This is a genomic window from Streptomyces sp. NBC_01003 (assembly GCF_045162695.1).
GTDB lineage: Bacteria > Actinomycetota > Actinomycetes > Streptomycetales > Streptomycetaceae > Streptomyces.
The window spans coordinates 10,027,382-10,047,758 of record NZ_CP108707.1 but is presented as its reverse complement, the minus strand read 5'-3'; the positions used below and the strand labels follow the sequence as shown (position 1 = coordinate 10,047,758).

Sequence of the window (20,377 nt, the reverse complement as noted above, 5' to 3'; positions counted from 1 at the left end):
CCTGCGGGACTCGGAGACGAGGCTCTCGAAAACGGTGGGTGCGGCGTCAGGCAGACGGTATGCCGGTCAGGTCTCGATCACGGCATCGCAGTCGGGGCAGACCACGGATGCGTATTCCACGGGATACCAGGACGCTCCAGGGTGCTCGGAGGGGTTCCAGCGGGTCGTCTCCATAGCGAAGGTGTCCCTGCCGCAGAGGGTCCTCGGCCCCGTTGGGGTGGGCGCCCCTGGGGCTGCGGGCGCCGCGTGCACCGTGCGGACGAGTCGTTCCTCACCGCTCGGTGTTCCCGGAGAGGAACCCGTGGCCACCGGCTTGTCGAGCTCGTACACGACGACGATCTCGCTCATGTCTCTAGCGTAGGCGGTCGCGCATTCGAACCGCCCGCAGTCTGCGGCCGGGCGTCGGCGATCGGCTGGCGAGGCTCTTCGCGTGGCCCACCCCTCGGCGGCTATCCCGGCCCGTCGACCGGAATGCGGTGTAGGGCCTGATTCCCCATGTGGACGGCGTAAGGGTCGCCCAGCCGCGCAAGAGCGTGCCGCCATTTCCCTTCCCGGCACCGTCACCGGGTGGCTTTGGCCCTTGACGGTGCGCTCCCCAGTGATCTCGAAGGACTGCGGGGTTCCCGTGATCCTGGTGGAACTGAAGGTGATCGTGGAGTGCTCTGCGGTGTGCAGCAGTGCCTTGTCCGGAGGTCCGTTTGATCTCGGCCCGGTCGGCGGCACGCGCGCACCAGGGTGGCTGAGTGGCTGGCGGGACGGCTGGGCGGTGCTGCCGGGAGTGTGGTGATCTTTTGCCGGTGTGGTTAGCGGCGGAGGCGTTGTTCTTGAGCGGAGACAGCAGTGACCGGCCGGGGGCCTCTCGCGTGCCCGGAGAGCCACGGAGGTCGGCCCTCGGCCGGTCGTCTGTGCTCGGAACTGCCGGGACTACATCGGGTGGATGTCCGGTTCGCCCGTATCGCCTGCCTGCTCGCTCTGCTCCTTGAGGTGGCGTGCCTTGTCCTTCAGGCGCTGACGCTCCTGCGGGTCAGTGGCGCGTTCCGCGGCCTGTTCCAGGTCCTGGGCCTTGGCACGGATCTGCTGGGCACGGCCGGACTCGCCTGCAGCACTCATGATCACTCCTTGGGGGATGAGGAAGAGCGGGTCACATCAGCGAAACAGGCCTCGCCACCCCCTGCATTTCGATCAATCACCCACTGTTATCTGCGCAGTTGGGAACGCTTTCGCGGAACGACTTGCGTGCCGGACCCTGCTCACATTGTGGGTGCTCTCGCTCAGTGGCTCCGGTCCCACGGGATCGGATACGAGACGGTCGGCGTCGGTCGGGGCCGCGGCCTGTCCCAGTCCGGGAACTTCACCGGATACACGGCCGTCGGCCGAGGCCGGGGCACCTTCTTGCCAGAGCCGTCTGCGCTGCCGCTCCCTGTGGTGCCGGCGAAGCCGACGACCACCAGGGCGATGACAGCCAGGACGGTCATCTCATGCCGTGCGCCGGCCGCCCATCGCGAGTGCGCCCGGACTTTCGTGCCGTCCGCGCGAACGTACTCCCTCACGTGCACCACTAACTGCTCCCCCGTCCAGACCGGTGCGTCCCTCGCGCACGGGACCCACCAGCAAAGCAGCCACCACTGACAACCCATCAGGATCTGTGGGGAGTTGTGGTTCTCAGGGGCCAGATCCGGTCACGGTCTGAGCCCTCGCACTGCCGCGCCTGACCTCCCCGGAAGACGTCGGGAGCGGCGCGTAGTCGAACTAATATCGGGCTATAGCAAGATTTCCCCAGCGAACTTCTTGCTGCACGCCGCGATCTCGACGCCGCGTACGCCGCCCTCGCGGCACTGTCCCGGACGCTGCCCAGCGCATCCCTCCTGGCGATGACGCAACAGCCCGCGCAACCCGCCTGCTGAACCTCATCCTCGACGGGCTGCGCGCCCGGCCCACCGGAACCTGACCCCACCCGCCGGAACTCACCCACGGACCAGAGCGACTCACTCAAAGGTCGCTCCGCCGCCGAAGCCGGAGGAACCTGGCTGCCGAGGGCGTAGACGAGGGTTAGGTGTGTCTTCGCTGGTCAGCGGTTCGGCCGACGGTGAGGGAAGAACACTGTCACCAGCTTCGATGAGCCGGCGCACCGCTTCGACGGCGGCCCGCTCGCCCCGGTCAAGATCGGCGAGCGCCTTCTCGGCCGCGTCGCTGCAGAAGGCGTGGGTGCGTACTCATGACTTCGTTGCATGCCGGCCGGGCCGGCCGAAGCCCGAGCGCGTCTGACTAGACGGACGATGACGGCGGAGGGTTGCCCGGAAGGGCCGGATTTTCCGGGTGACGTATGTCGCCGCTGCCGAGCAGGACGCGGGCCCGGACCCGCATCGGCTCGTCGCCGCGCCGGGAGAGCGCGACCAGCTCGTCGACCCGGGCCGTCATGGGGCCGAGGAGGGCCTCCACCTTGCGTGCGAGGAGGTGCGGGTCCGGGGTACGGCCGAGGGACAGGTGCGGGGTGAAGCCGTGCGAGTGCGATCCGCACAGCGGGAAGCGGAGCTCCAGGGACTCCCGCAGCCGCGCCCAGGGCTCGTGGTCGGCGGCGGCCGGGTCGAGCCAGACCGTGGCGTCCTCGCGGTGTCCGAACCAGTGGACGCCCGCCAGGCGGGCCAAGAACGGCGGCGTCTCGGCGAGCGCCGCGGCGACCAGCGGCAGGGCCCGGGCGAACTCGGCCTCGGGGACGAAACCGAAGAGTACGTTGACGTGCGGCGGCCAGCGGCGGATCTGCCGGTCGTGTTCGCGGCGAATGTGTTGGATCGGCGGCCACAACTCCGCTGGCGGCAGCCAGGCGACAGCGGTGCGGTTCGTCGAGGGGACGGCGAGGACGTCGCCGGGTGCCGGGGCCGGCACGGGACCGACCTGCCCGACGAGGGTCTCGTCGAGCCGGTCGACACCGCAGGCGCGGTCCCAGACGACCTGGCCGTCCGCCTCGAAGAACACCACCCGGTGCCACGGGATCTCCCCGCCCGGCACGAAGTCGCCGAGCAGGACCCGCTTCGGCGGGGCCCCGCGCTCGGCGACCCCCATCACGAACCGCTCGGGGTCGAAGCGCGGGTCCCAGAGCACCCGGTGGTAGATCTCGTCGCTGGTATGCACGTCAGCACCTACCCTCGACTATCAGGGTGACGCGCGCCCGGTCGGCCCTGCAAATCAACGCCCGGCCCGCCCACCTCGCTGCGGTTACGGCAGGAGAGCGAAAAACAGCGGCGGTTTTCGCCCGGGACTCCCACCTCGGACAGGGGACAAGTAGCCCGCGAGTAGGACTGTTGACGCCCACCGTTTGCCGACACTGCCGACCTGCGGAAACTCTCTGGCCGGCTGAGTGTCGACAGACCCTCGTTTCCCGGTACTTGTCCCTTGCGGCCGGTGACGGCGTTCTTCCCTCACCGTCGGCCGAACCGATGACCAGCAAAGCGAAGACGTGCCTGCTTTGCGCCTGGTGTCCGAGGGAGGAGTCCGGGGCCCAGATGGCCGAGGGCGGCGCCCTCACCCTTGCGGGTGAGGGCGCCCGGGACCTCTGACCGGCCAGTCTCAGATTCGTGGCCAACTGGCCATCGGGTGGCCACGGTTCGTGAGATTTGGCCACGGAATCTGAGATCCCACACGTGTTGTAGGGTCTCGCCGCTCGTGACATGTCGATCTTGCGTGACCTGGGCGTTCTTGGCTGTCTCACGGCCTTGTCACCCATGATCAGTCTCAAATCCGTGGCATTTCCTCGCGAGGGCGAGGTCGAGGTCGAGATCAGGCGGCTTGTCCGAGTCGGCCGAGTACACCACGCTGAGCCCCGAGCACGAAGGCTACCGGCGAGCCCAGATCGCGCACCGATGAGTTTCCCGCGCCGCGCTGGTCTATACGCCGGACACCCACGGACGGAAGGCTGCGCCATGCGGAAACTGATCTACGGCATGAACCTGACCCTGGACGGCTACATCGCCGCGGCCGGCGACGACATCGGCTGGAGCGGACCGCCGAGCGACGAGCTGTTCCAGTGGTGGCTCGACCACGAGCAGGCGAGTGGCCTGTCGCTGTATGGGCGCAAGCTGTGGGAGAGGATGAGCTCCTACTGGCCGACCGGCGACCAGCAGCCGGGCGCCACCCCGGCGGAGATCGAGTTCGCGCGGAACTGGCGGGACACGCCGAAGGTGGTGTTCTCCTCGACGATCGACAAGGTCGACTGGAACACCCGCCTGGTCACCGGCGACGCGATCGCCGAGATCACCCGGCTCAAGGCCGAGGACGGCGGCCCAATGAACATCGGCGGCGCAACGCTCGCCGGGGCGGCCATGCGCGCCGGGCTGATCGACGAGTACGCGATCGCCGCCCATCCGGTCCTGGTGGGCAGCGGCACGCCGTTCTTCACCGCGCTGGACAGCTGGGTGAACCTGAACCTGGTGGAGACGCGGACGTTTCCCGGCGGCGTGGTCCTGACCAGGTACGAGACGAGGCGCTGAGCAGCAGCACCCACGCGCTAGTCTCACGGTGATGTCGTATACGACATCGGTACGACACCGCCCGTGAGATTACGACATCAGCCGCGAGACCCTACACGACGCCAGGTGCTGCTACGCGGCGAAACCGACGTTGGTGACGTACTCGTACTGGCCCCACTGCGAGCCAAGGTCCGGCAGGACGTCGGCTGTCCATGCGGCATCCAGGCCCTGATGGTCGCCGGCCGACCACGCGCCCACAATCCTGTCCCAGCGGCGCACGTTCATCGTCCGGTACTCCACCACCCGCTGCAGCGGACGCGGGACCTGGGCTTGGTTGACCGGGTGTATCTCCACGCGGGTGCCTCGGCCGCCACGGTTGAGACGCTGCAGCAGATGGCGGGCGACGTTCTGGCGGCCCACCGCCATGTAGGCGCGGTCGATGCGCTCCAGGTTCGCCTTCGACGGGGGAACGGTGGCCCTCGATCCACGACTTGAGGGTGCGGTCGGTGACGGTCAAGCCAGCCTCGCGTGCCGCGCGCAGGCTCATGGGCGAGCGGGTCAGGTAGTTCAGGCGGGCTATCAGGCCCCGCGGGCGGTGACCGGCGTGGCGATGTACCCAGCGAGCTGATCGAGCTGCCGCGTCAGCGCCCTTGATACCGCTCGCACCGAACCGGCCGAACTGGAGGTTCTTCTGTGGCATCTACTTCCCGTTACCCGCAGCGGCATGACCGTGCCGTTCGATTTAACCAGGCCAGATTTGGTGCCCCGGTCCGGGCAGGGTGCGGGGTTCTGCCTGTGGATGGATCTGCTGGCCGTCAACTCACCGCCGGCCGCTGGCTCGTTCACTCACCACGGCACTCACCACATCGGTCACCAGCTGGCTTCGTTCACTTCCAGCGACAGCATTTATCGATGAGTTGCAGCAGCGGTTGGCGATCCAAGGGCTCTGGGATGTTCGTGAGAAATGGCGGCGATGCAGTGTCCGGGCTCAGGCATGGACACTCACTGTGCAGGCTGCGCTATTCCGGGCGGGCGTTGCCAGGGGGCGGCCACGCCTGAGATCGGCGTGGCCCGGTGTCGTGGAGGCTGTCCGTGTTTTGGCGCCCGGAACGCCCGGGGGCCGGCTTGACAGGCAGAGGCCTCGCCACCGCGGCAGCAAACGCCGCGAGCGCCGACGCCGGCTCTCGCGGAGCACAAGCGGTCAGCGGCGGTAGCAGTACGAATCCGAGGAGGCGTCGCCGCCTTCCAGGCGCGTTTGGTGCACGCGCAAGCCCAGGAAGTCCGGGCCGTGTGGGAAGAAGCGGCTGTCGATGGAGAGCCCGCCGTGCAAGGTGTCGGCGTCGAGTTTGACCATCCACGGGTCGATGCCCGCGGGATAGATCTGCGCGTCCCAGGCGGCGTACAAGGAGTTCGTCAGGTACACGCGCCGCCCGTCGCGGCTGAGCTCGACCATCTGCGCTCCGCCGGTCAGCGGAGTTTCCGGCTCGGCGGGATGCGGCTGTCGGCCGGTGATGCCGCCAAGACGCACGGACGCGGTCTGCCTCGGATGGAACGGGTCGCTCACGTCGTACTGGAGCAGCTCGCCGGTTCCCCATGCGGATACGTACAGCCACTGGTCGTCCACCGACAGGTCGATGTCGGTGATCAACGGGGGCACCGCGCCGAACGGCTGCAGCGCCGGGGGCAGGTCCTGCGTTTGCGCGGGCTCGGCAGGGACGGTGATCACCTTGCGGACCACGAAGTCCTCGCCCTCCCGGTTCCACAGCCACACCGACGCCGACAGGTCCTCCACGTTGACCACGGTGTCTGTGAACCCCCACGTTGCCTCGGGGTCGTGCGCGGGACGCAGCTCCAGCACCATCTGGTTCTCATTCCCCAGATCGACGCGCTGCAGGTGCCGGCCGGAGTCCAGCTCCCAAAAGTGCAGCGAGTGGCCGTACTGGCGACCCAGCAGCAGTTCGGGGAGGAGGCCGTCCTCGATCATCGAGGGGCTCCCCCACTCGCTGGTCACGGCGATGTTCTGGCGCAGATGCCACCAGACGTCGTAGGCGAGCTGTTGCGGTCCGCGATCGCTCTCCCAGGCGCGCAGCACTTCGAAGCTTTCGTGGTCCAGCAGCGCGACGCCGCCAGGCCCGTCCGCACCGTCCGCGCTACCCAGGCAGGACAGGAACATTCCGTCTGGGCCGCAGTGAAGCGTGTGCGGACGCGAATATCCGGCCTTGGCGGCCAACTCCTCGGGCTCGATCACCTTGACCAGGCGCGGGCGGGCGGGATCGGGGCTGGTGTCGAAGACGTGCAGCCGGGAGGAGCGCAGTCCCGGGACGATGAGGTAGCGCCGCGCAGCGTGATGATGACCGGCATGCGCCAGCGCGCTCGAGCAGGCGTTCCAGCCGAAGTGGTGCAGTTCGTTGCCCAGGTCGGGCAGCTCGGCGTGGGAGGTCACGCGGCCGTATGCGGGGGATTCGGGGTCGGTGCCGACGGTGAACAACGCGTCCGCGCGCTGTGCGGTGGGGTCGAAACCGACGACGTAGGCGAGCTTCTCCGGGGGCGCGGCGACGGCGTCCGCCGGAGTGCGGTACAAGGTGGGGTCACTGTGGTCGTCGCGGTCGTGAGCATGCTCGGTCGTCGTCATGGCTGTTCCTTACTCCCGAACGGGAGCGTGGATCCGGGGGGACTCCCGACAGGCAGCCGGGCTCACCCGTTCGAGATCGGTGTGCAGACGTGGGACAGATAAGCCATAAAGCGAGCGTTTCACGGCCTCGGAGCCCTGCCAAGGCGGCAGCGCGGGGGCGCGGACCGCCGCAGCGTGCGGCTCGGCTCTGGCACGCCCGAGATCGCGGGCGCGGAGTGGACACAGGGCCTTCCGGCAGGCCGTCGCCCGTTGGCGGGAGCTTCTTCCGGCGCTCGGGCCAGATGAAGTCAAAGCCTTGCAGACCGTCCCCTACGACACGTGGCACTTGCGCTCAAACTCCCGCATATTCATGCCGCCACGGTGATCACGCTAGATCGCCGCGTCAACCTTCGACATCTGCGGCATGAACAGGACCATTCGCCAGGAGCATCCCGATGCTCTCCTGGCAAGAACCCCAGCGCCTTCAAAATTCGTGAACATCACACGACCATGGATCTAGGCGCCTCCCGAACCCGTGAACAACTGCCTTCATTACTCGTGAATAAAGCCAGGGCGCCACGGGCGCGCCGGCTGCGGCTACTCCGGGATGCTGCTCATGCCTCGACTCTAGGCGCCGCTTGCTGCGCCCCAAAGTGCGGGCAGGGGCCGAAGCTCGAGGCGTGAGCGCTCCCTTCCAGCTGGAGTGCCCCAATTCTTCTCCCGACTACGCCACACGCCCGACGCGACGTCCCAGAAGACGATCGACGTGCTTCCAACGCGGACAAGCGCCTCCAGATCCGTGGCTCACAAGGGCGCTCCCCGTTCAGGATCAATGAGTCCTGCCATTTTGCTGCCTGTCTTCAGGAAGTAGCGTCCTCCGGCGGGGCGGTCCGTCGGTGCCGTCCCCAGCCCTTCCCCAACGACGGGCCGGGGACCGGCCGCTCCTCGACCGGGCTGGGCGGATAAAGGATGGCCTTAGCGGCGTTGAGGCTGTCCGCAATGCTCACAGTGACCCACTCGGTGCCGTTGAACTCCTGGATCGCGCGGGGCGCGCCCGGGTCGACGTGTGCACCGCGGTGCGGTCCTTCCGTGAGCGGCACTGCCCGCAGCCGGCCCCGGGCCCGCTCGCGGCGCTCCTCGCGCTTACGCGCCCACTCCTCGAGCGGCTCCTCGCTATCCACCGCGACAGGATGGCGCAGCCGCGCCCCGGGCCGCCAGCTTGGGCGAAGGCTTCACCAGCGACGCAAACCGTGCGGGACCGGCACCCTCCGGCGACCTCATCCCTGCATGGAAGGAACCCGCCCCGCATGACTGACACGAGACCCTCGAAGCGCACGGTGGCCCTGGTCGTCGGCGCCGTCCTGGTCGTCGTCGGCGTCGCCGCGTGCGCCGTGTTCGGCGGCAGCAGCACGGGTCCGACACGGCCCCCGGCGACGTCCCGCCCTCCGACGAGTCAGCCGCCGACATCCCGTCCGCCGATGACCGAGCCGCCGACGTCGGCTCCGCCTTGCTCCCGAGCGGGCATGCGCTCCGAGGGCGACACGAACTATCCCGGCATGCCGACCGAGGTGCCGACCGAGTCCAGCGCGCCGCCCGGTGATGAGCCGACGCAGGAGCCAGACGGCCATGGCCGCGAGGCCAACAACTCAGCTCTCCGAGGGGATGCGTGCGGCGATCTCCCGGGCGAACCACTCGGCTTCCTCACTCAGCTCGTCCAGGCCCTCCGCAGCGATCAGTTGAAGAAGACGTAGCAGGTCATGGACTTCGTCGAGGGTGAGCAATTTCAGACGGCGCGCTGTGGTGTCCTGCGCCGGGACCAGGCTGGTGGCATCCGAGTTCATGTCCTGGGTAACGACCGCCAGAGTTCAAGAGCATCTAGAAGAGCTGCCAGAGCACCCGCACGGACCTACTCATATCCGTGCACCGCCGGGCTGGGCCGTGTACGGGCGCCTCAGTTCTCCAAGGGGATGCGCGCGGCAAGCTTGGTGCGCGGGCGTAGCGCCGTCACCTATATGCACGTTCAGTCGCTTGGGTCGCTGGTCGGCGCTGTCGGAGCTCAGGAGCCGACGGGGACAGCGTCTGGAGTGCTCTGGGACCGCGCCGTCTTCTGTCCGACTTTGCCGGGTGCGATGGTGCGGGGTCGATGGCTTCGAGTGGTGAGCCCACCGTGTAGGGGCACTCGGGGTCGTCGGGGCAGTTGGGTCGGTCGTGGGGCAGCAGGTAGAAGGTGCGGCGTGCCCACAGGCCGCTGCGCGGCGCCTCGGGGGTGAGGTTGTTTCGTCCCTGGCCTGTCCTCGTCTATCGCCCCCAGATGCTCACCGAATGCCGGTTCAGGGGCCAGAGATCGAGCTCTAAGGTCACGCTATGACCAGAAAACTCATATGGCTGCTCGCGTGTGCGGGGTTCGGTGTGACCCTGTGGCTGCTGACCAGCGCACCCGACATCAGCTCCGACTACCCCCGCTCCGAGTGCCACGCCGTTCTCGGCATCGACGGGAGCCCCGGATACGGATCGATGGAGGAGGGAGTGAACGCCACGTGTGCTTCCTTCCAGACACGACGCCTGGGATGGGCGGTGCTGGTGTCGGTGCCGACGGTGGTACTGGCGGCAGGGGGAATGCGTAAGCGCGGCGCCTGAGCTTGCACTTATGGGCCTGGGCGATATCGACAAGCTGAGCTGCGGACCATAGCGGACGCATCGCGCAATCGGCGCAGGTAGCTGAACCTTGCTGGGCACGCTGTCATTCGGCACCGCCTCACCCAACCCGGTCCAACGAGGCGCAGGTGCTCTGTTCCAGCCCCTCGTCTACACACTAGATCTCTTGATCCCCATCGGCGGACTGGGGCAACGCACAGCCTGGTACTGGTCGAATGACAGCCTTCAGTGGCTTGCCACCTACTGGTCGCTTTTGCTGGATGCTGACGACCGCAATCCTCGCGGGTGTCACCCGCACCCTGCAGAAGAACTAGCCGACGACAGCCGAGATCACGCGTCACCCGCAGAGCAGTGCGCATCCGAGGGTGAGGAAAGCCTCGTGGATGTCGTCGCGTATCTCCCAGCGGAACTGCGGGCGGCATGCTCCAAGCCGTGTGGCCTTCCCCGTCTACGTCCCACAGCGTGGTCATGCGCTGGTCCCCGCTGCCCTGACCGCGAAGCTTCGGCGGCCTGGTGCATGGCCAGAACGGCTGGCTTGCCTCTTTCACCCGCGTCACTGCCGTCCACTAGAGTTCTTGATCGCATGCGCAGGAACTGTGCGCCTGCGATCAAGGGCGTGGGACACGGGGAGAGGTACGGGGATGGGCTATACGATTCCGGGCTGGCTGGACGAGATTCTGGACTTCATCGGGATCAATTTCCCGAACGTCGACGAGGACGACTACCGCGACATGGCTGACGCCATGCGGGAGTTCGCGGAGAAGTTCGAGGGCCACGGCGGCGACGCGCACAAGGCGTTCTCTCGAATCCTGTCCTCCTCCGAGGGCTGGGCCGTCGACTCCATGGAGAAGCACTGGAACCAGATCAAGGCCAGTCACCTGGAGAAACTCCCTGAGCTGGCCCGGCTGTTCGCGGACGCCTGCGACACCCTCGCCGAGATCATCGAGTGGATGAAGCACAAGGCCGAGGCCGAACTCGCCATCATGGCAGGCTCGGTGGGCCTGTCCATCGGCCTCGCCTGGGTGACTGGCGGTCTGTCGGCGATCCTCGGTGCGGCCGAGATCCAGGCGATGCGGCAGGTGGTCAAGCGGATCGTCGACGAAGCGGTCGACCGGATCGTCGACGAGGTGATCGCGAAGCTCACCGAACCGGTCAATGCGAAGCTGGAGGCGATGGTCGAGGACATGGTCCTGGACCTGGCCGACGGCGCGTTCCACATGCCGCCTGCCAACGGTAGCGCCGGCGGCGGGCACGGCGGCAAGGGCGGAATGCACCTTGACTCGGCCGGCGGTGCCAGCACTGGCCCGGACAAGGTCACCCGTATCAATCACGTCGAGTTCGAGGACGGCGCGGGCAAGGTCTCCCGGCACGGCAGCGACATGCATACGGCTGCCTCCGACCCGCTGGGCCGGGTCAAGGGCGCGTTCGGCCGCAGCAAGGGCCGCGACCCCTTCACGAAGGCCTTCGACAGCGTGCTGCACGGCGCGATCAAGGGCTCCGAAAAAGCCCTGAAGAAGATCAGCAAGCACATCACCGAGACCGTGCCGGAGCGAGTCAAGGGCGCGTCCCGGACCCACAAGGGCAAGGACCACGACGTCCGCGACAAGGTCAATGCCATCGCAGGAGGCAAGGGGGACGGCGACGGCAAGGGCGGTGCACGCACCCGAATCAACGACTTCGTCAAGCGCCTGCCCGACTCCACGAAGGACGCCTGGGACAGGGCCCGCGACAAGGCCATCGCCCTCGGGCAGCGCCGCTGCAAGACCGACCCGGTGGACGTCGCCAGCGGTGAGATGGTGCTGAACCAGACGGACCTGACGCTGCCGGGCGTCCTGCCCCTGGTGCTGGAGCGCACCCACATATCCGGCTACCACTACGGCCACGCCTTCGGGCCGAGCTGGGCCTCGACTCTGGACGAGCGGCTCGAGCTGTCCGGCAGCGGCGCGGTCTGGGCCCGGCCCGACGGCTCGCTCCTCGCGTACCCCCGGCTGCCGCGCGAGGAGGGCGAGGAGGTGCTGCCGCTGGAGGGCGAGCGGATCCCCCTCACGTACGCCGGACAGTCGGCCCTCGGCGACATCACCTACGTCACGGCCGACGTCCGCTCGGGCCTCACCCGGCGCTTCGTCGGCAACCCATACTCCTCGGGCAGCCTGTACTGGCTGAGCGACATCGAGGACCGCAACGGCAACGGCGTCCAGTTCCTGCGCGACGCGCAGGGCCTGCCCTCGACGGTGCTGCATGAGGGCGGCTACCGGGTGCGCGTCACCCGTGACCCGGAGCTCGGCCGGGTCACGGCCCTCGACGTCGAGACGCCCGAGGGCCAGGTCCGCGTCACCTCGTTCGGCTACGACGAGCACCACCGGCTGGCCGGGGTGTCGGGTGCGCGCGAGGTGCCCCTGCGGTTCACGTACGACGACGAGAACCGTGTGACGTCCTGGACCGACCGGAACGGCCACACCTACGGCTATGTGTACGACGCCGCGGGCCGCGTCGTGGAGACGGTAGGTCCCGACGGCGCGCTGTCCTCGCGCTTCGAGTACGACACCGCGGCCCGCGAGACCCGTTTCACGGACTCGGCCGGCGCGGTCACCGTCACCCGCCTCAACCCGCTCGGCCAGACGGTCAGCGAGACCGACCCGCTCGGCAGCACGGTGCACTTCGAGTGGGACCGGTACGACAACCTGCTGGCCCGCACGGACGAGCTGGGGCACACGTCCCGCTTCACGTACGACGAGTCCGGCAACCTGCGCACGATCGCGTACCCGGACGGGCGCCACGCTTCGACCACGTACAACGCCCTGCACCTGCCGGAGACGATCACCGGGCCGGACGGCTCGGTGTGGCGGCAGCGCTTCGACGACCGCGGGAACCGCACCGCGATGATCGCGCCCGACGGCACCTCGACGACGTTCACGTACGACGCGTCGGGCGCGCTCGCCACCGCCACGTTCCCGAACGGCGCGACGGAGACCCGCACCAACGACCAGGCGGGCCTGGTCCTGTCGGTCTCCGACGGGCACGGCGCTACCTACGCCGTGCGGCGCGACCCCTTCGGGCGACCGCTGGAGAGCATCGACCCGGCGGGTTCCGTCACCCGCATGGAGTGGACCGCCGACGGCTGGCTCACCCGGCGCACCGCGGCCGACGGGGCGAGCGAGCGGTGGACGTACGACGAGGAGGGCAACTGCCTCACCCACACCGGTCCCACCGGTGGCGTGACCCGCTTCGAGTACACGTGGTTCGACCTCCTGGCCGCCCGCACGGGCCGGGACGGGGCGCGGTACGAGTTCGCGTACGACACCGAGCTCCGGCTCACCGGGGTGACCGACCTGCAGGGCAGGACGTGGAGTTACCGGTACGGGCCCTCGGGTCTGACCGAGTCCCAGACCGACTTCGACGGCCGCACGACGACGTACGAGTACGACGCGGCGAGCCGCCTCGTCGCCCGGACGACCCCGCTCGGGCAGCGCGTCGCCTTCACGTTCGACGCGGTGGGCAACGTGCTGGAGAAGGACGCCGCCGGTGTGCTCACCCGCTACACCTACGACGCCGCCGACCAGCTGATCGGCGCCGTGTCGCCGACCTCGTCGCTGTCCCTGGAGCGCGACGGCATGGGCCGGCTGCTCACCGAGACGGTCGACGGGCACAGCATGCGCTTCGGCTACGACGCGCACGGCGAACTGGTCTCGCGCACCACCCCCACCGGTGCCGTCACGTCGTACCGCTACGACACCGCGGGCAACCGGACCCGGGTGGATCTCGCCGGTCACCCGCTGGACTTCACCCACGACGTCTTGGGCCGCGAGACCGCCCGCACGCTGGGCCCCGCGGACGCGCCGGTCACGCTCGCCTCCCGGTGGGACGCGCTCGGCCGGCTGGCGGCCCGGTCGCTGACCACGGCCCGCGGCCCCCTGCGCGACCGCTCCTACGGCTACCGCGCCGACGGATTCCTGACGCGGGTCACGGAGCGGCACGACGGAACGGATCAGCTGTTCGAGCTCGACCCGGTGGGGCGTCCGGTCGGCGTCACCGCGGGCGACTGGGCGGAGCGCTACGCCTACGACGACGCCGGGAACCAGACCGACGCCCACTGGCCCGACGCCCGGTCCACCGGGAGCCGCGGTGAGCGCGCCTACGAGGGCACCCGGCTGCTGGGTGCGGACGGGCTGCGCTACGCCTACGACGACGCCGGACGGGTCGTCCTGCGCCAGAAGCGACGGCTGTCGCGCAAGCCCGACACCTGGCGTTACGCCTGGGACGCGGAGGACCGTCTCGTCTCGTGCACGACGCCGGACGGCACCGAGTGGCGCTACACCTACGACGCCGTGGGCCGCCGCACGGCCAAGCACCGCATGGCGGCGGACGGAAGCGGCGTGGTGGCCACGGTCCGCTTCGCCTGGGAGGGCACCCAGCTGGCCGAGGAGACCGACTCGACCACCGGAGTGACCCTGACCTGGGAGTACGAGGGCCTGCAGCCGATGTCGCAGCTGGAGCGGCGGATTCCCGCCGACGCCGCACAGCACGAGGTGGACAGCCGGTTCTTCGCCATCGTCACCGATGTCATCGGTACCCCGACGGAACTCGTCGGCGAGCAGGGCGACATCGCCTGGTACAAGCGGTCCACGGTCTGGGGCATCACCACGCGCAACCGCGACGCCCAGGCACACACACCGTTGCGCTTCCCCGGCCAGTACGCGGACCCGGAGACGGGCCTGCACTACAACCTGAACCGGCACTACGACCCCGAGACGGCCCGCTACGTGTCGGCCGACCCGCTCGGCCTGGTGCCCGCGCCCAACCCGGCCGCGTACGTCGTCAATCCCTTTACGTTCATGGACCCCGAGGGCCTGGTCGCGAAGGGCTGCACGCAGGAGAGCGGCTGGTACGGCGGCCTGCTGCCGGCCAACACGAAGAAAGACGGGTCGAAGTACCCGCAGCCGATGGAGGTCAACCACATCCCGGCCAAGTCGGCGTACAAGGACGTCATCGAGCCCGGTTTCTACATCGCGAACAAGCCGCACAAGAAGCAGAAGGTCAACAACGGCCCGGCCATCCGCATGCAGCGCGACCACCACGAGCAGCTGTACAGCACCGGGTACTCACTGCAGTCGCAGGCATGGCAGCAGTACCAGCGCGAGCTGATCAACTCGGGGCGGATCACCGACGCCATGCGCATGGACATCGACGACATCAAGCGGCGCTTCCCCGGCACCTACGATCAGCACATCAAGGACATGGTCGCCAGCCTGGATGACAACAAGCCCCTCCAGGACATGCTCAAGACGCGAGGATGGAAAATCGACAAGGCCGCGCTTCTCGCATGAGGTCCGCGGCACGTCACTAAGGCATCGAGAAAGGCGAAGGACGGAACATGGAACTGGAACTACTGCCGCTGGTCGGTGTCGGGCCGCTGCGGCTCGGCATGTCGGCGCAGGAGGCGCGCGACGCGGTCCAGGCGTGGGGGCTGCTGCGGGTCGCCTCCAGTGATCCGGAGCCCGGGCAGATCCTGCTCAAGCACGACGCGTCCGGCCTGAACGTGATGCTCGGCTTCACCAAGGGCGCGCTGAGCGGCGTGGAGCTGTTCCGGTTCCTCGACGAGGACGCCGACGTACGAGTGCTCCTCGACGGTCTCGACGTCTTCCGCACCCCGAGTGTGGACCTCTTCGAGCTGTTCGCGGAGCGGGGCCACGAGATCACCGAGAACGACCTCGGTTTCGACGAGCTGCCGGAGCTGAAGATCGTCCTCGCCAACCAGAGCAGCTACGAGTACCCGGTGGACGAGGACGGGGACCCCCTCTACTACGACTACGTGCGCCTCGCGGACCAGATCTGACGCACGGTACAGGCTGTCACCGGCGCACCCAGCTTGACGGCTGGGCCCCTCGTGATGCTGAAGGCCGCTGCCAGCCCCCGCGCCGACTGGGTCGCCATTCGCGATCAGCTGCCGAGGGCGTCGTCAAACGCGAAGGGGTTCTTGGCGAGATGCGGGCCGCCTCCGCGATGCGAGTCGAGAGAGTAACGGAGCCACTCCGGGCAACCGCAGATCTGGGGCTGGACTAGGCCCGGCTGCCCGCACCGCTGGCCTGTGACGAGTGCGGTTACGAGATGCACGCCGCGTATCCCGTAACGAACCGCCCGTTGCACAGGGAGGCCGGCCTTGCTGCACGAGCAGCACCCGGGCGCCGACTGGACCGTGCGAATGCTGCATGTCCGCGCGAGACCGCGCGGACATGCCCACCGGTCAGACGTCCTCGACTCCCAGCATCTCTACGGCCTTGCGGGCCTGGTAGAAGTCCTCGTCGGACACCTGCGGGTCGTCCTCCGTGTCGTGGAGCCAGTCCGCCAGGTCCGCGACGGACCACGTCTCGAACTCCGCGGGCACGTCGAGGGTGGTCGTCCTGCGCAGGTGCGCGGCGACAGCGGCGTCCCGGACGCTGCGCGTGCTCACCTCGGTCATGTTCCGCACCGCCTTCCGGTGTCATCGGGGATCGGACAGGCGACGTTGCCAGACAGAATCCGTACTGTCCAAAACGTCTGCGCGAGGCTGAAGCGGGCCTGGCAGGTCTACGACCAGCTTGACTACTTCCTGCTGTACGGGTCCTTCGAGACCGACCGGGACCTGGGCGCCTTCTACAAGGGCTGCGGATACACCGTGCACGTCCCCGGCGAGGGATTCCTTCTCGAGCGGATCGAGCTCCCTTCGGAGTTCATGCCGGCCCCGACCCATGCGTGTTCACCCGCTGGAGGCTGCCCCGCTGAGCGGCCGTGGGCTTTTCACCGCGCCGCAGACCTGGCCTCGCCACCGTGGATGGTGGGCCTTTGCCCTGGCACCCCGGCAGGATTCGAACGTGCGACACCCGCTTTAGGAGTTCGATCCGGTCCTGCTTCGGCTGCCGCCTTCGACTGATGCTACGGCCGGACTGAGACGCTGGTGTGCGCCTCTGTCCGGCGTCGTTGATGTCGGCTGTGGATGTCAGAAGCTCTCTGATCCGTAGCCCGATCTGGAATGGTAGTGAGCGGCATGCCGCCACGTCGCTACGCCGCTCCCCAGCTGAAGCGGCCCTCCTGGCGGTCTGGGCTGAGGTAGGCGTATCCGTAGCCATGGGCGAAGTTCAGAAAGTACTGCTCGTCGATGTCTGCGCCTGCCAGACAGAAGTAGAAGCGCCAGGGCGCCTCGACCCCGGCCCAGTCGGGATAGAAGGGGCGGCCGCCGAAATAGTTGTCGGCGTTGATGATGCCGTCCAGCTCCCTGTCCCGCTCTACCTCATCCGGTACCGGCAGTAGTTCGATCCGGAACTCGACAGGCAGCAGCTCCTCGTCAGGGCCGAACCGCCACAGAGAGCGCCCCTTCGTCCCGGCCGGCCCGATGGCGGCGAATTCGGGTATTCGGCCGCCAGGCTGGATGAGCAGGACGGCTTCGCCGTCTTCCGGGTCCGTGCCGCCGGTCTCGTAGTCGTTGAGTGACGCGCCGGCCTTCGAGACGGTGATGGCCCGCATCCGCGTGCCCCGAGCGGGCCTGGGCAGGCCTCGGACCAGGCCCAACGCTGTTCTGGCCGACCGTGCCTACTCCTCGCGTGCTATCCGGGCGCATCTTCGGCGCCGGGGAATCCACGCGGTCATCCCGCAGCCGTCCGACCAGATCGGACACCGACTCCGGCGAGGCCGCCAAGGCGGCCGCCCACCCGGCTTCGACCGCGAGGCCTACAAGCAGCGGAACACCGTCGAACGCTGCATCAACCGCCTCAAGCAGTGGCGCGGCCTGGCCATGCGATGCGACAAGCTCGCGATCGCCTACCAGGCCGCACTCCACCTCGCCGGCATCCTCATCTGGGCACAACGCTGGCCAAGAGGCAGAACCTAGGCGCCGCCGTCCTGGGCGGACGCCTGGGCCGTGCGGCGGAAGGCGGCGCGGTACGCGCTCGGGCGGTGGCCGGTGTGGCGGGCGAAGAGGGCGGCGAAGGTACCAGGGTCCTGGTAGCCGACGGCCGCGGCGACGGCGGCGACGGTGCGGTCGGTGGTCTCCAGCAGATGGCGGGCGCGGCGGACCCGGGAAGCCTGCAGATGGGCCAGCGGGCTGCGTCCGGCCTCTTCGGAGAAGCGGCGCAGCAGCGTGCGGGTGCTGACCCGGAAGGCGTCCGCGAGCGTGGCGAGGTCGTACCGCTCGGCGAGGTTCTGGTCGAGCCGCCGCATGACGCGCTGGGAGAACTCCCCGCCGGGCTGCGGGAGGAGTCGCGGGTCGACGTACGGGGTCTGGGAAGTCCGCGCGTCGTCGACCAGCGCCAACCGTGCGGTGTTGCGGGCCACCCGGGCGCCGTTGTGTCGGCGGATCAGGTCCAGCGCGAAGTCGTACATGGCGCTGAAGGCGGCCGTGGTCGTCACCCCCGTGTCTGTGACGACCAGGTGCTCGGACCGCACGTCGGCGTCCGGGCAGCGCCTGGCCAGTTCGCCGGCGTGCAGCCAGGAGGTGGTGGCCCGGCGCCGGTCGAGGAGCCCAGCCTCGGCGAGCAGGAACGCGCCGACGCAGAGGGAGACGACGGCGGTGCCGGCGGCGGCCTGCGCGCGGATCGCCGCGATCTCGGGGGCGAGCCGGGCGAGCCGCGCGTCGAGGTCCGTGTCCGGGCGCAGTTCGAAGCCGGGGACCACGAGGACGTCGACCTCGCGCACGGGACGCACGTCCAGCCTCGCGCCGCCCGAGGCGGTGACCCGGCGGCGGGGCGAGATGACCGACACCCGGTAGCCGGGCGCGTCCGGTCCGGCGACGTGCCCGGCCATCGTCATCAGGTCGGGGACGCCGAACACTTCGGACGCGAAGCAGTCCGGGTACGCCAGGACCCCGACCCGCAGCGCATCCGGCCCGGCGACCGGACCCGCACGCTCCTTTGCCTGCCGCGTCGCCTCGGCCATCGCTCCTCCCGTACCCCCTGGTTTCCCTGGCCCCGTGTCACCGACCGCGTACCGCTCGCCTTCCTAGCGTGTGGCGAGATTACCCCTGTCCTTGGCGATCCCGCTCCTCACCCGGCGGCCGGCTCCGGGGCCAGGCTGGCCCCATGAGCTTCGACGATCCGATCACCGACTTCACCCGCCGCAGCGTGGCCGTGGAGGGGGTGGAGAAGACGGTGTACGTAGCCGGGGTCGGGCCTGCGGTCGTGGTGCTGCCGGAGATGCCGGGCATCAGTCCCGACGTCTTGCGGCTCGCGCGCTGGGTGCGGGACGCGGGCTTCACCGTCCATGTGCCCTCCCTGTTCGGGACGGACGGCGCCTTCCCCACGGTCGAGGGCGGCCGGGAGGTCGTCCGCCGCGCTTGTGTCAGCGCCGAGTTCCGCGCCTTCGCCGGGGGCGGCACCAGCCCGGTGACGGTCTGGCTACGCGGCCTGGCGCGCCAGGCCCACACCGCGTGCGGTGGGCCAGGGGTGGGTGCGATCGGCCTGTGCTTCACCGGCAATTTCGCCCTCACCATGGCCCTGGAGCCGGCGGTGATCGCCCCGGTGGTCAACCACCCTTCGCTGCCGCTCGACGACCCCGGCGGACTCGAACTCGACGCGGCGGACGCGCGCGCGGTGCGCGACCGGCTCGACCGCGACGGACTCACCGTCCTCGCCTACCGCTTCGAGGGCGATCGCTGGTGCACGGGGCAGCGCTTCGCCGCCTACCGATCGCTACTGGGCGACGCCTTCGACGGGCGTGTCCTCCCGGACAGCGCCGCCAACCCGGCTCCGCCGCCCTTCTTCGCCGATCATGTCGGCACCCCGCACAGCGTCGTCACCGCCCATCTCGTCGACGAGGCCGGCCACCCCACCGTCCGGGCCCGCGACGAGATACTTGCCTTCCTCACCGACCGCCTGCACCCGCATGGGAACCGACCGCTGCCCGCCACCTGACTGGGCCCTGGTCCGCCGGACACCGCGACCTCACCGCCATCGCCCTCGCCCTCGACGACACCCTCATCTGGCTCGACCAATGATCGGTCTTTTGTGTGATGGGGACTCAGTTTCGGATAGTGAGTGTCCGCGTTGGTGGCTGGTGCAGGCTTGGTGTTGTCGTCGCTGTCGCCAGTGTGACCAGTGCAGGACGTGGTCGATGGGTGCCGGCTTTTGGGGGACAAGCCTTATGCCGACCCTGTGTGGGCGCTCCTTGGATCACCGTCAGCTCAGATGGCCAGAGGCGGGATGGCGTCGTTGATCATCCCTAGGACGGAGCGAATCTCCTCGCGCGTATATCCGCTGCGCGTCCGCAGCTCGTCGTCCGACAGGTTGAAGCCGTTGCACAGCTCGTTCAAGGCGTTGTTGATGATCACGGCTTCGCCCCGGTTTCGTCGACCGCGGTGAGCCAGTGATGGGCCTTACCGGCGTCGGTCCCGACCCATAACTGGGTCAGCTGCTCGGCCATGTGCGTCTCCTCGGTTCAGGCAGCATGCCGTTCGGCCCGAGGAACACCCGCCGTCAGCTCCGTAAACAGCGATCCATGCGCAGATTCAATCAGCGGCCAGGCGTCCCGAAGAGCGGGGCGGCCACTCCACCGGAGCCACCGGGGGCAAGCGACTTTAGAGCCACACCCCACTCTTCCGGACCGCCAAACAACTTACGGAGCGGCTTTGGGCGGGAGCTGCTTTACGGCAAGAGATCATGTCCCCGTACGCTGGCCGCGAATC

15 protein-coding genes and 4 pseudogenes are annotated in these 20,377 nt (G+C 68.8%); 6 read left to right on the top strand and 13 right to left on the bottom strand.

From position 1 onward, the window contains the following. Window positions 1-66: 66 nt before the first annotated feature. The 4 genes and pseudogenes from OG698_RS46365 to OG698_RS46350 all read right to left on the bottom strand — a co-directional run. Window positions 67-348 carry a hypothetical protein gene (locus OG698_RS46365; protein WP_406111670.1) on the bottom strand — a complete coding sequence of 94 codons (282 nt, stop codon included), beginning with the start codon at window positions 346-348 and terminating at the stop codon, window positions 67-69. A gap of 258 nt (window positions 349-606) precedes the next feature. Next, window positions 607-723: pseudogene (locus OG698_RS46360) on the bottom strand (hypothetical protein); the annotation flags it as partial. A 201-nt stretch (window positions 724-924) separates the two neighbouring features. Continuing rightward, complete coding sequence (locus OG698_RS46355) at window positions 925-1,110, bottom strand: DUF6381 family protein (protein ID WP_329580061.1); 186 nt, start codon at window positions 1,108-1,110, stop codon at window positions 925-927. Window positions 1,111-2,319: 1,209 nt separating this feature from the next. Continuing rightward, window positions 2,320-3,129: pseudogene (locus OG698_RS46350) on the bottom strand (RNA repair domain-containing protein); the annotation flags it as partial. Between the two features lie 788 nt (window positions 3,130-3,917). Here OG698_RS46350 and OG698_RS46345 point away from each other — a divergent pair. Then, entirely contained in the window at window positions 3,918-4,484 is a 567-nt protein-coding gene (locus OG698_RS46345) for a dihydrofolate reductase family protein (RefSeq protein ID WP_406110373.1), read from the top strand. Between the two features lie 111 nt (window positions 4,485-4,595). On the opposite strand, the pseudogene OG698_RS46340 reads toward OG698_RS46345, so the two are convergent. The 5 genes and pseudogenes from OG698_RS46340 to OG698_RS46320 form a co-directional block, all read right to left on the bottom strand. After that, window positions 4,596-5,163 (bottom strand): annotated as a pseudogene (locus OG698_RS46340) (transcriptional regulator). A gap of 501 nt (window positions 5,164-5,664) precedes the next feature. Next, on the bottom strand, window positions 5,665-7,095 hold the full coding sequence (locus tag OG698_RS46335; RefSeq protein ID WP_406110371.1) for a selenium-binding protein SBP56-related protein: 1,431 nt from the start codon (window positions 7,093-7,095) through the stop codon (window positions 5,665-5,667). Window positions 7,096-7,934: 839 nt separating this feature from the next. Further along, window positions 7,935-8,255: a DUF6087 family protein gene (locus OG698_RS46330; RefSeq protein WP_406110369.1), complete on the bottom strand. Its 321-nt coding sequence runs from the start codon at window positions 8,253-8,255 to the stop codon at window positions 7,935-7,937. Window positions 8,256-8,720: 465 nt separating this feature from the next. After that, window positions 8,721-8,915 (bottom strand): DUF6417 family protein, encoded by a 195-nt coding sequence (locus OG698_RS46325; RefSeq protein ID WP_406110367.1) that lies wholly within the window; start codon window positions 8,913-8,915, stop codon window positions 8,721-8,723. Window positions 8,916-9,078: 163 nt separating this feature from the next. Beyond that, window positions 9,079-9,291 (bottom strand): hypothetical protein, encoded by a 213-nt coding sequence (locus OG698_RS46320; RefSeq protein WP_406111668.1) that lies wholly within the window; start codon window positions 9,289-9,291, stop codon window positions 9,079-9,081. A 147-nt stretch (window positions 9,292-9,438) separates the two neighbouring features. On the opposite strand from OG698_RS46320, the gene OG698_RS46315 reads away from it, so the two are divergent. The 3 genes from OG698_RS46315 (at window position 9,439) to OG698_RS46305 (ending at window position 15,562) form a co-directional block, all read left to right on the top strand. Further along, entirely contained in the window at window positions 9,439-9,711 is a 273-nt protein-coding gene (locus OG698_RS46315; RefSeq protein WP_406110366.1) for a hypothetical protein, read from the top strand. A 659-nt stretch (window positions 9,712-10,370) separates the two neighbouring features. Beyond that, window positions 10,371-15,053, top strand: a complete 4,683-nt coding sequence (locus tag OG698_RS46310) for a DUF6531 domain-containing protein (protein WP_406110364.1) — start codon at window positions 10,371-10,373, stop codon at window positions 15,051-15,053. 47 nt (window positions 15,054-15,100) lie between these two features. Next, the gene (locus tag OG698_RS46305; protein ID WP_100598751.1) at window positions 15,101-15,562 is read left to right on the top strand and encodes a hypothetical protein; all 462 of its coding nucleotides are present in this window, start codon (window positions 15,101-15,103) and stop codon (window positions 15,560-15,562) included. A 408-nt stretch (window positions 15,563-15,970) separates the two neighbouring features. Here the strand turns inward: OG698_RS46305 and OG698_RS46300 are convergent, their stop codons facing one another. Both OG698_RS46300 and OG698_RS46295 read right to left on the bottom strand, forming a co-directional pair. Next, window positions 15,971-16,186: a hypothetical protein gene (locus OG698_RS46300; protein ID WP_406110362.1), complete on the bottom strand. Its 216-nt coding sequence runs from the start codon at window positions 16,184-16,186 to the stop codon at window positions 15,971-15,973. 578 nt (window positions 16,187-16,764) lie between these two features. Continuing rightward, complete coding sequence (locus OG698_RS46295) at window positions 16,765-17,226, bottom strand: hypothetical protein (protein WP_406110360.1); 462 nt, start codon at window positions 17,224-17,226, stop codon at window positions 16,765-16,767. Between OG698_RS46295 and OG698_RS46290 the strand changes: the two are divergent. Further along, window positions 17,201-17,590: pseudogene (locus tag OG698_RS46290) on the top strand (transposase); the annotation flags it as partial. The gene OG698_RS46295 and the pseudogene OG698_RS46290 sit on opposite strands and share 26 nt — an antisense overlap. On the opposite strand, the gene OG698_RS46285 reads toward OG698_RS46290, so the two are convergent. Beyond that, window positions 17,587-18,633, bottom strand: coding sequence for a GlxA family transcriptional regulator (locus tag OG698_RS46285; RefSeq protein ID WP_406110358.1), 1,047 nt, complete (start codon window positions 18,631-18,633; stop codon window positions 17,587-17,589). The pseudogene OG698_RS46290 and the gene OG698_RS46285 overlap by 4 nt on opposite strands. Before the next feature lie 143 nt (window positions 18,634-18,776). Here OG698_RS46285 and OG698_RS46280 point away from each other — a divergent pair, with 143 nt between their 5' ends. Next, the gene (locus OG698_RS46280) at window positions 18,777-19,607 is read left to right on the top strand and encodes a dienelactone hydrolase family protein (protein ID WP_405483428.1); all 831 of its coding nucleotides are present in this window, start codon (window positions 18,777-18,779) and stop codon (window positions 19,605-19,607) included. Between the two features lie 269 nt (window positions 19,608-19,876). On the opposite strand, the gene OG698_RS46275 is transcribed toward OG698_RS46280, so the two are convergent. Beyond that, window positions 19,877-20,023, bottom strand: coding sequence for a hypothetical protein (locus OG698_RS46275; protein ID WP_406110356.1), 147 nt, complete (start codon window positions 20,021-20,023; stop codon window positions 19,877-19,879). Window positions 20,024-20,377 lie beyond the last annotated feature (354 nt).

Coding starts and splice junctions, on each gene's coding strand:
- OG698_RS46285 (WP_406110358.1), bottom strand. CDS start 18,633: ATGGCCGAGGCGACGCGGCAGGCAAAGGAGCGTGCGGGTCCGGTCGCC.
- OG698_RS46345 (WP_406110373.1), top strand. CDS start 3,918: ATGCGGAAACTGATCTACGGCATGAACCTGACCCTGGACGGCTACATC.
- OG698_RS46300 (WP_406110362.1), bottom strand. CDS start 16,186: ATGACCGAGGTGAGCACGCGCAGCGTCCGGGACGCCGCTGTCGCCGCG.
- OG698_RS46305 (WP_100598751.1), top strand. CDS start 15,101: ATGGAACTGGAACTACTGCCGCTGGTCGGTGTCGGGCCGCTGCGGCTC.
- OG698_RS46355 (WP_329580061.1), bottom strand. CDS start 1,110: ATGAGTGCTGCAGGCGAGTCCGGCCGTGCCCAGCAGATCCGTGCCAAG.
- OG698_RS46335 (WP_406110371.1), bottom strand. CDS start 7,095: ATGACGACGACCGAGCATGCTCACGACCGCGACGACCACAGTGACCCC.
- OG698_RS46310 (WP_406110364.1), top strand. CDS start 10,371: ATGGGCTATACGATTCCGGGCTGGCTGGACGAGATTCTGGACTTCATC.
- OG698_RS46315 (WP_406110366.1), top strand. CDS start 9,439: ATGACCAGAAAACTCATATGGCTGCTCGCGTGTGCGGGGTTCGGTGTG.
- OG698_RS46295 (WP_406110360.1), bottom strand. CDS start 17,226: ATGCGGGCCATCACCGTCTCGAAGGCCGGCGCGTCACTCAACGACTAC.
- OG698_RS46365 (WP_406111670.1), bottom strand. CDS start 348: ATGAGCGAGATCGTCGTCGTGTACGAGCTCGACAAGCCGGTGGCCACG.
- OG698_RS46325 (WP_406110367.1), bottom strand. CDS start 8,915: ATGAACTCGGATGCCACCAGCCTGGTCCCGGCGCAGGACACCACAGCG.
- OG698_RS46280 (WP_405483428.1), top strand. CDS start 18,777: ATGAGCTTCGACGATCCGATCACCGACTTCACCCGCCGCAGCGTGGCC.